Below are 7,910 nucleotides of genomic sequence, written 5' to 3'. Positions count from 1 at the left end.
TCTTCAGTTCTATTCTTTTTTCAAAGAGCGTAGAGACAAAATTGACAGTGATGCGCCGTAACTTTCTGGCGCGCCCCGCCGTGTCTGCCTCTGATGTTTGTTTGCGTCTCGTTGCCGTGTGGCCCGTCTGGCGCCCCGTTGTGCGCCTCAGCGCCGCCGGTGAGGGGGTATTTACGTATAGCCGCGGTGACCCGCAACCCCTTTTTTTGAGAAAAGCCGTTTTTTTCTACTTTTTTGTGAAATCCTATATTTTTCAATGGCTTAAAAAAGAAGATTTTTCACATCAGCCCTCTTTTTTACCCGCTAACATTCTGAATCAGCCGACTCGGGATGCACGACCACACCATATATTGCGTTATCCACAGACATGTCCCCAAGGGAGGGCAGAATCCACTCGACTCATCGGCATGAATCGCAGGTGAATCGCGACGAGTTGGCAGGCGACTCGTCAGGAAGCCGCGCGAACCCGTCGTTTCGGCAGCCGCAGCGCCAGCAGAACCAGAATCGCAGCCATGTATAAGAGCGGCTCCAGCTGAAAGCCTTTCGCCAGCCATATGTAATGAAGAGCACCCAGAACCGCTGCCGGATAAACCAGCTTGTGCATCTGACGCCAGGCAGCCCCCAGCTTGCGCACCGACCAGTTGTTGGATGTCACCGCCAGCGGGATCAGAAGCGTGAATGCAAGCATGCCGATGGTGATATAGGGGCGCTTGATGATGTCGGCCCAGATCCGGCTCCAGACCTGAACGTCCAGGAACAGCCAAACCAGAAGATGGCACAGCACATAATAGAATGTGATAAGCCCAATGGCCCGGCGGAAGCGCAGCAGGTTCACGCCCATATGACGGCGCAGCGGTGTGATCGCCAGACCGGCCACCATGAACTGCAAGGCAAGCTCGCCCAGACGGTGTTCAAGCTCCTGAATGGGTTCCACACCCAGACCGCCCGTTGCCCCCAGATAGACGAACCACGGGGCCGGCAAAGCGCACACTATATATACAAGCCAAATCGGCACCCTGCGCGCGGTCGTGTTGATATGATCGGTCAGCGTCATCGTCACTCTATATATATACAGTGTCCGAACCAGACCGGATCAGGTCGCCCATCAAAGCGAAGGATGTCAGAACAGCGCCTTTCAATAGAAGCGCTTCAGATCCATACCTTCGTAAAGGCTGGCCACTTCGTCTTCGTATCCGTTGAACATCAACGTCGGGATGCGCGGTGCGAAAAGGCCGCCGCCAATCCGACGCTCCGACGCCTGGCTCCAGCGCGGGTGATCCACGTTGGGGTTCACGTTGGAATAGAACCCGTATTCCCGCGGCTGCAGCCGGTTCCAGGATGTGGGCGGCTCCTCCGTGGTCAGAGTGATCTTCACAATCGACTTTATCGACTTGAACCCATACTTCCACGGCACCACCAGCCGGATCGGCGCGCCGTTCTGATTTGGCATCGGCTTGCCGTAGATCCCTGTCGCCATGATGGTCAGCGGATGCATCGCCTCATCCAGGCGCAGGCCCTCGACATAGGGCCAGTCAATTGTCGGGAAACGCTGGCCGCGCATTTCATCGGGACGATACAGCGTCTCGAACGCCACATATTTCGCGCCGTCCTGCACACCGGCCATATTCAGAAGGTCAGCCAGTTCGAACCCGTTCCACGGGATAACCATCGACCATGCCTCGACGCAGCGGAAGCGATAGATCCGCTCCTCCACCGTCATTTCCGACATGATGTCCTTGAAGTCATATGTGCCGGGCCGGTCGACCATGCCGCCGATCTCGATCGCCCAAGGCTCTGTCGTCATCTCCCCGGCATAGCGCTTCGGATCGCCCTTGTCGGTCCCGAACTCATAAAAGTTGTTATAGCTGGTGATGTCCTCGAAAGAATTCGGCTCAAGCCCCTCGGTCGCGGCGAAAGCAGGCCCCGCAATGGCCCCCACACCCAGACCTGTCGCGCCCGCAATAATCTGACGGCGGTTCAGCCAGGCCGATTCCGGCGTCACATCTGCCGCGCTCAATGTATTCTTCCAACGATAGGCCATTCCAGCATCCTCTTACTCGTTGTGTCTTACTTAGCTAAGACAGTGGCCCTGTCCAAAACAACGCGACTCACATCTTTGTGCCAAATGCTTCAATTTTCCGGAGAGGCATAGCTGGGCAGGATCTCGTTCATCGGCACGCTGATGCCAGTGTCCTGCATGATCCGCACATGCCTCCGGCGCATCAGGCGCGGTTCTGCCACGCCCACCGAATGGGCAATGGTCTCGACCTCCTTGATGATGCCTTTGGCGTAGTGCGCCACGCGCTTGTACTTGTCTTCGACAACAAGCCCCTTCTGAAAGCGCGGGTTATGGGTGGTGATGCCGGTGGGGCATGTGTTCTTGTTGCATTTCAGCGCCTGAATGCAACCAAGGCTGAACATGAACCCGCGGGCCGAGGTGACGAAGTCCGCCCCCGCCGCCAGCGCCCAGGCCACATCACCGGGATTAATCAGCTTGCCGCTGGCGATCAGGCGGATGCGCTCTTTCAAGCCCGCCTCATCCCGCAGATTGGCAACCACGGGCAAGCCCTCGCGGATCGACACGCCGACCAGGTCGATCAGCGGCATGGGCGCTGCCCCTGTACCGCCTTCGCCACCGTCAATCGTGATGAAATCCGGCGCGCTGTCGGCACCGCGCTCGTTGATCAGGGCGAACAGCTCGCGAAACGGTTCGGGCGATCCGAACACGGTCTTGATGCCCACGGGCTTGCCGGTGACCTCGCGGATATGTCCGATCAGATCCAGAAGATCGCCGAAATCATCCACCTCCCTGTGGCGATTGGGTGAAATCCCGTCCTGCCCGATCCGCAAGCCCCGGATCGCAGCGATCTCGGCCGTGACCTTGTCGCCAGGCAGGATACCGCCCTTGCCGGGCTTGGCGCCCTGGGCCAGCTTTACCTCGAACATGCGTACCGATTCATGTGCCGCCGCTTCGCGCAGCTTGGCATCGCTCAGATTGCCGTCCTCGTCGCGGACACCGTATTTCGCCGTCCCGATCTGGAACACCAGATCACAGCCGCCTTCCAGGTGAAACGGGCTCATGCCGCCCTCCCCGGTGTTCAGCCAGATCCCGGCCTCTTTCGCGCCCCGGCTCAGCGCCTGCACGGCAGGTTTGGATATCGCGCCATAACTCATGCCCGAGACATTGAAGAACGACTGCGCAATATAAGGAATACGCGCCCCTGCCCCGATCACCATAGGTTCGGTCTTGGCGAATTGGTCGTCCAAGGGCGGAAAAGCCGCGTTCACGAAGATCGGCGTGCCCACCACATTCAGATTGCGCGTCGATCCGAAGGCCACGGTGTTGCTCTCCCCGTCGGCCGCGCGATTGACCCAGGCCCGCTGCGCGCGGTTGAACGGCAATTCCTCGCGGTCCATGGCAAAGAAGTATTGCCGGAAGAATTCGCCCAACTCGGAAAATAAATGCCGGAACCGCCCGATCACCGGATAGTTTCGGCGGATCGCGTCATGGGTCTGCGTGCGGTCGATGATGAACAGGGCAAGCAGGAACAGCGCCAGAAGCCCCAGAAAGAAGACAAAGGCAATCACCAGCCCTTCGATCACATTCATTGCGAAACTCATACCGCCCTCCCATCATCCCGGTGCGTATCTGGAAGAGTGATCCGGTTCTGGCCCACCGCGCAAGCCACTCCCGTTCACGATCGGACCATGGCTTTGAAACATGGCCACCCCGCCCACGGATTTTCACGGGTTCATAACGTTATTGTTAATGGAAACGGCGATTGGCGCGGGCTTAGCGCAACCCGCATTTCCGTCAAGCAGCGCAGGCGGAAATCCCCCGTGATCCGCGCACCATCCGCACGCGTAATTGCTGCGATGCCACGACAGGCATTTAACCAAAAGCAAAACAAGGGAACTCAAACAATGCTTCGTACCAAACTGATGGCCTTCACGGCCGCTGCCGCATTTGCCACCCCGGTCTTCGCCGGTGGTCACGCCAAAGACATCGTCGACACCGCCGTCGCCGCTGGCAGCTTTGAAACACTGGTCGCCGCCGTCACCGCAGCCGATCTGGTGGACACCCTGAAAGGCGAAGGCCCCTTCACCGTCTTCGCGCCCACTGACGAGGCGTTCGCCGCACTGCCCGAAGGCACTGTGGAAAGCCTGCTGCTGCCTGAAAACAAGGATCAGCTGGTCGCCATCCTGACCTATCACGTGGTACCCGGCAAAGTGATGTCGACCGATCTGAGCGACGATATGACTGCCACCACCGTTCAGGGCGGCACTGTGACCATCGACCTCGACAATGGCGTGATGGTGAACGACGCGAATGTGGTGAGCGCTGATATCGAAGCGGATAACGGCGTCATCCATGTGATCGACAAGGTCATCCTGCCCGAAGGCTAAGCGCATCTAGTCTGACAAGTGCCGGCCCGTCTGAACTCAGGCGGGCCGGTCGGCGCTGCGCAAAATACGTGGAAAACCGCTCAAAACCCGCTCAATCCACGCAGCCGATTTGCCTCGAACGCGGATCACCCCACCATTAAGACCTATGCGCGAGGCGTTTTGCCTCGCCAAAATTGATAGAGGAAGGATTTGAAGATGAACCGTCGATTTGTTCTGAAATCGCTCGCCTCCGCCGGCGCTCTTGGCGCGGTTGCGGCCTGCGCCCCGGCGAACACCACGCCCAATATTGTCGAGATTGCCGCAAGCGATCCGAATTTCTCCACCCTTGTGGCAGCCATCTCGGCCGCTGGTCTGGCCGACACGCTCAGCGGTCCGGGGCCGTTCACTGTTTTCGCGCCGACCAATGCGGCCTTCAACGCGCTGCCGGCCGGGACGGTCGACAATCTGCTTCTGCCCGAAAACGTCGATACCCTGCGCAGCATCCTGACCTATCACGTGGTACCGGGTCAGGTGACCTCGGACCAGCTGATCGGTCAGCGCCTTGATGTGGCCACCGTGCAGGGCGGCACTGTCCGGATCGACGCGGCCAACAAACTGGGCACCGTGAAGGTCAACGACGCAACCGTGACCCAGGCTGACATCATCGCCTCGAACGGCGTGATCCATGTGATCGACAAGGTCCTGCTGCCGTAATCCGGCAAGCAGCCACGAAAAAGCCCCGCAAACTGTCTTGCGGGGCTTTCCTTTTTGTCAGTGCACGACAGCATCATCCGGGCGCGGCCGGTTTGACCCGGCGATCCGGTCGCCGATGATCAACCCCTCGGTCCCGGCGCTGACTTGCACCGTGTCGCCATCGGCCACATCACCGGCCAGCAACATTTCCGCCAACGGGTCCTGCAGCGCGCGCTGGATCACGCGTTTCAGCGGACGCGCACCAAAGACCGGGTCATAACCTTCATCGGCCAGCCAGGTTTTGGCGCCTTCATCCAGCTCAAGCGTGATGTTCCGCCCGGCCAGACGTTTCATCAGGCGGCCCAGCTGAATGTCCACGATACCGTCCATGTCGTCACGGCTCAGGCGATCAAAGATGATCGTCTCATCCAGACGGTTCAGGAATTCCGGCCGGAAATGCGCCCGCACCGCATCCATCACATCCCGCCGCGCGTCCGAGGCATCGGCCCCATCCGGCAACTGGCTCAGCGCCTGCGCGCCCAGGTTCGATGTCAGCACGATCAGCGTCTGTTTGAAGTCGACCGTCCGGCCCTGACCATCGGTCAGCACACCGTCATCCAGCACCTGCAACAGCACGTTGAAGACATCAGGGTGGGCCTTTTCGACCTCGTCGAACAGAACCACCTGGTAGGGCCGCCGCCGCACCGCTTCGGTCAGCACACCACCCTCGTCATAGCCGACATAGCCCGGAGGGGCACCGATCAGACGCGCGACCGAGTGCTTCTCCATGAACTCCGACATGTCGATGCGCACCATCGCGCTGTCATCATCGAACAGGAAGTTGGCCACAGCTTTGGTCAGCTCGGTCTTACCCACGCCAGTCGGCCCGAGGAACAGGAACGATCCCAGTGGACGGTTCTCGTCATTCAGGCCCGCGCGCGCGCGGCGCACCGCATTGGCCACAGCCTTGACCGCAGCGTTCTGTCCGATGACCCGCTTGTGCAGGTCCTCTTCCATGCGCAGCAGTTTCTCCCGCTCGCCTTCCAGCATTTTGGAAGTCGGAATGCCTGTCCACCGCTCGACCACCGCAGCGATCTGTTCGGGGCGCACGGCCTCTTCGACCATCATGCCCTGCTGTTCCTGCGCTTCGGCCTCCGCCAGCTGTTTTTCCAACTGCGGGATCACGCCGTAAGACAGTTCCCCGGCCTTGGCCAGGTTGCCTTCGCGCTTGGCGATATCCAACTCGGCCCGCGCGCGGTCCAGCTGTTCCTTCAGATCCCGGGCCGAGGCCAGCTTGTCGCGTTCCGCCTGCCACTGCGCGGTCATCTCTGCGGATTTTTCCTGCAGGTCAGACAGCTCTTTCTCCAGCTTCTCCAGCCGGGTCTTCGATGCGCTGTCATCTTCCAGCTTCAGCGCCTCGACCTCGATCTGCATCTGCAGGATCTGCCGGTCCAGCTGGTCCAGCTCTTCCGGTTTGGAATCCACTTCCATCCGCAGACGCGACGCTGCCTCATCCACAAGGTCAATCGCCTTGTCGGGCAGGAACCGGTCGGTGATGTAGCGGTGGGAAAGCGTGGCCGCAGCCACCAGGGCGCTGTCCGAAATCCGCACACCGTGGTGAAGTTCGTACTTCTCCTTGATCCCGCGCAGGATCGAGATGGTGTCTTCAACCGTCGGCTCCTGAATCATCACCGGTTGGAAACGGCGTGCCAACGCCGCGTCTTTTTCGACATACTTGCGGTATTCATCCAGCGTGGTCGCCCCGATGCAGTGCAGCTCACCCCGCGCCAGCGCCGGTTTGATCAGGTTGGCGGCATCCATCGCGCCATCGGTTTTACCCGCGCCCACAAGCGTGTGCATCTCGTCGATGAACAGGATCACTTCACCGGCGGCAGCGGTCACCTCGTTCAGAACGGCTTTCAGGCGTTCCTCAAACTCACCGCGATATTTCGCACCGGCAATCAGCGCGCCCATATCCAGCGCCAGCAGCTTCTTGTCGCGCAGGCTTTCAGGCACATCACCGTTGATGATGCGCAGCGCCATGCCTTCGGCGATGGCGGTCTTACCCACGCCAGGTTCACCGATCAGAACCGGGTTGTTCTTGGTCCGGCGGCTCAGCACCTGCATCGACCGGCGAATTTCCTCATCCCGGCCGATGATCGGATCGATCTTGCCCTCGCGGGCCGCTTCGGTCAGATCGCGCGCATATTTTTTAAGCGCGTCATAGCCTTCTTCCGCGCTCGCCGTATCGGCCGTGCGGCCCTTGCGGATATCGTTGATCGCCTCGTTCAGTTTCTGGGCCGAGACATTGCCTGCCTCCAGCGCCTCTTTCGCAGGCGATTTCACCATGTTCAGCGCCATCAGAACGCGTTCCACCGGTACGAAGCTGTCGCCCGCCTTCTTCGCGATCTTCTCGGCCTCGGCCAGCACTTTCGCTGTGGCACCGTCAAGGAAAACCTGATCGCCACCACCGGTGACCGACGGCATTTTCGACAGGGCCAGATCGGTGGCTTCCACCACACGCTCAGGCGCACCGCCCGCGCGTTTGATCAGGTTGCTGGCCAGCCCCTGATCGTCATCCATCAATGCTTTCAGAATATGTTCGGGTGTGATCCGCTGATGATTTTCCCGGATCGCGATGGTTTGTGCAGCCTGAATAAATCCACGCGCACGTTCCGTGAACTTGGACAAGTCCATCGTATCTCTCCTTTTCTCAAGCGTTCCGTGGATTTGCGCCCGTCAGGCGGCACGCAGTGGACCGGAACCTTATGAGATATGTGGGCAGCCCAAGACCCCTCTTCAAGACTGCGTGAGGTCTTTTTGCAACACCC

6 protein-coding genes are annotated in these 7,910 nt (G+C 59.8%); 2 read left to right on the top strand and 4 right to left on the bottom strand.

Features of this window, described 5'->3' with window-relative positions:
* Nucleotides 1-448 precede the first annotated feature (448 nt).
* The 3 genes from msrQ to TR61_RS16165 form a co-directional block, all read right to left on the bottom strand.
* Nucleotides 449-1,054: a protein-methionine-sulfoxide reductase heme-binding subunit MsrQ gene (gene msrQ, locus TR61_RS16175; protein ID WP_172677002.1), complete on the bottom strand. Its 606-nt coding sequence runs from the start codon at nt 1,052-1,054 to the stop codon at nt 449-451.
* Nucleotides 1,055-1,135: 81 nt separating this feature from the next.
* Nucleotides 1,136-2,041 carry a protein-methionine-sulfoxide reductase catalytic subunit MsrP gene (gene msrP / locus TR61_RS16170; RefSeq protein ID WP_050931563.1) on the bottom strand — a complete coding sequence of 302 codons (906 nt, stop codon included), beginning with the start codon at nt 2,039-2,041 and terminating at the stop codon, nt 1,136-1,138.
* 89 nt (nt 2,042-2,130) lie between these two features.
* Entirely contained in the window at nt 2,131-3,621 is a 1,491-nt protein-coding gene (locus TR61_RS16165) for an FMN-binding glutamate synthase family protein (protein ID WP_050931562.1), read from the bottom strand.
* 303 nt (nt 3,622-3,924) lie between these two features.
* Here TR61_RS16165 and TR61_RS16160 point away from each other — a divergent pair, with 303 nt between their 5' ends.
* Together TR61_RS16160 and TR61_RS16155 are read left to right on the top strand one after the other, a co-directional pair.
* Nucleotides 3,925-4,407: a fasciclin domain-containing protein gene (locus tag TR61_RS16160; protein ID WP_050931561.1), complete on the top strand. Its 483-nt coding sequence runs from the start codon at nt 3,925-3,927 to the stop codon at nt 4,405-4,407.
* 195 nt (nt 4,408-4,602) lie between these two features.
* The gene (locus tag TR61_RS16155) at nt 4,603-5,100 is read left to right on the top strand and encodes a fasciclin domain-containing protein (protein WP_050931560.1); all 498 of its coding nucleotides are present in this window, start codon (nt 4,603-4,605) and stop codon (nt 5,098-5,100) included.
* A gap of 57 nt (nt 5,101-5,157) precedes the next feature.
* On the opposite strand, the gene clpB is transcribed toward TR61_RS16155, so the two are convergent.
* On the bottom strand, nt 5,158-7,776 hold the full coding sequence (clpB, locus tag TR61_RS16150; RefSeq protein WP_050931559.1) for an ATP-dependent chaperone ClpB: 2,619 nt from the start codon (nt 7,774-7,776) through the stop codon (nt 5,158-5,160).
* Nucleotides 7,777-7,910: the final 134 nt, after the last annotated feature.

The organism is Aestuariivita boseongensis, assembly GCF_001262635.1.
In the GTDB taxonomy this organism is placed as follows: Bacteria; Pseudomonadota; Alphaproteobacteria; order Rhodobacterales; family Rhodobacteraceae; genus Aestuariivita; species Aestuariivita boseongensis.
This window is presented reverse-complemented; position numbering and strand designations above follow the sequence as displayed.

Bases quoted from the DNA above. Each gene is read 5' to 3' on its own strand.
- msrQ (WP_172677002.1), bottom strand. From the start codon at position 1,054: ATGACGCTGACCGATCATATCAACACGACCGCGCGCAGGGTGCCGATT.
- msrP (WP_050931563.1), bottom strand. From the start codon at position 2,041: ATGGCCTATCGTTGGAAGAATACATTGAGCGCGGCAGATGTGACGCCG.
- TR61_RS16165 (WP_050931562.1), bottom strand. From the start codon at position 3,621: ATGAGTTTCGCAATGAATGTGATCGAAGGGCTGGTGATTGCCTTTGTC.
- TR61_RS16160 (WP_050931561.1), top strand. From the start codon at position 3,925: ATGCTTCGTACCAAACTGATGGCCTTCACGGCCGCTGCCGCATTTGCC.
- TR61_RS16155 (WP_050931560.1), top strand. From the start codon at position 4,603: ATGAACCGTCGATTTGTTCTGAAATCGCTCGCCTCCGCCGGCGCTCTT.
- clpB (WP_050931559.1), bottom strand. From the start codon at position 7,776: ATGGACTTGTCCAAGTTCACGGAACGTGCGCGTGGATTTATTCAGGCT.